This is a genomic window from Vibrio sp. Vb0937, assembly GCF_033338855.1.
The window spans coordinates 1-1,606 of the sequence record NZ_JAWOTK010000140.1; the positions used below are offsets into that span (position 1 = coordinate 1).

The 1,606-nt window shown below is 50.6% G+C and carries 1 protein-coding gene; it reads left to right on the forward strand.

Going from position 1 to position 1,606, the window contains the following annotated elements; genetic code table 11:
• Positions 1-41 precede the first annotated feature (41 nt).
• A partial coding sequence (locus R7P67_RS23845) for a S8 family serine peptidase (protein ID WP_318086195.1) occupies positions 42-1,606 on the forward strand: 1,565 nt, incomplete at its 3' end.

Genomic DNA, 1,606 nt, shown 5'->3' on the forward strand with positions numbered 1-1,606 from the left:
ATATAGTGAATAAAAATTAGCTCAAATAAGGAATAGGGCAAATGCACTACACAACAAGTAAAAAACAAGGCTTATTTACATTGTCTGCTGTCGCCGTCGCGCTGACTGCTTCCATGTCAGCATTCGCGGCTCCACCGATGGGATTCGACGAATCCAAGTTGCCGACGAAATACATCGTCAAATTCAAAGAAGATCCGGTAAGCCGATCTTCGATGGGTGGCAACTCGTTTTGGGGACCACGTATCGCGCAAGAATCTGTTTTGCAACAGGTGAAAGCACGTAAAGTGGAAAAACTAGGTAACCGTGCCATTTACAGCGTTGAGCTGGATGGGGATGATCTTGAACCACTGCGTAACCGTGGTGATGTGGAATACGTGGAAGTCGATCCACCGCGTTACCTGCTAAGTGAAACGGTACCTTGGGGTTACAACGCAGTGAATGCTCAGCAGTTGGATGACTTCAATGCAGGTAACCGCACAGTTTGTATCATCGATTCTGGCTACGATTTGTCGCACAACGATCTGAGCGGTAACCGTGTTGCTGGTACCAATGATAGCGGCACAGGCTCATGGAGCGATCCTGGCAACAACAACGCGCATGGTACTCACGTAGCGGGCACTATCGCTGCGATCGCGAATACTGAAGGCGTGAAGGGCGTGATGCCAAACCAAAACGTGAACCTTCACATCGTGAAAGTGTTTAACGAAGCGGGCTGGGGTTACTCTTCTGGTCTTGTGAAAGCGATACAAACGTGTGCTGATAATGGCGCAAACGTGGTGAACATGAGCCTCGGTGGTAGCCAATCGAGCCGCACGGAGCAAAATGCGCTGAAAGCGATCTACGATCAAGGCGTACTGTTAATCGCTGCGGCGGGTAACGACGGCAATACTGCGCACAGCTACCCAGCGTCTTACGATTCTGTTATGTCAGTTGCAGCGGTCGATAATCAAAATGATCACGCGGCGTTCTCGCAAGCGACGGATCAAGTTGAAATCGCGGCGCCGGGTGTGGCGATTTTGTCCACCGTAACAGTAGGCGAAGGTAAGTTGTCTGACATTACGCTAAACGGTGTTAGCCAGTTTGACCGTGGCATCGTGCCTCATAACCGTTTGGTCCACAACGGCACTGAGTTTGTACCAGCACCAGTTGCAGGTTCAGTCACCGCGACATTGGCAAGCTGTGATGTGTCTGGTGGCAACTTCAACTGTGGCGACATGTCAGGCAAAATCTGTCTTACTGAGCGTATTGGTAATCAATCTTCAGGTACGTACCCAGAGGTGGATGCAGTTCGAGCATGTTACAACGCGGGCGCAAGCGCGGCGATTGTATACAGCAACGCGGCATTAGCTGGGTTACAAAACCCATTCTTAGTTGACCAAAACAACGCTTATCGCATGGTGTCGGTGACAGTTGATCGTGCATTTGGTCAAGAGCTACTGGGTTACGTAGGCCAAGAGATCACGGTTGCAACTACATCAGGTGAAGACTACGAGTACTACAACGGCACTTCGATGGCGACTCCGCACGTAACGGGCGTAGCTGGCTTGGTGTGGAGTTACCACCCAACGTGTACCGCAGCGCAAGTACGTAACGCGTTGATCAAAAC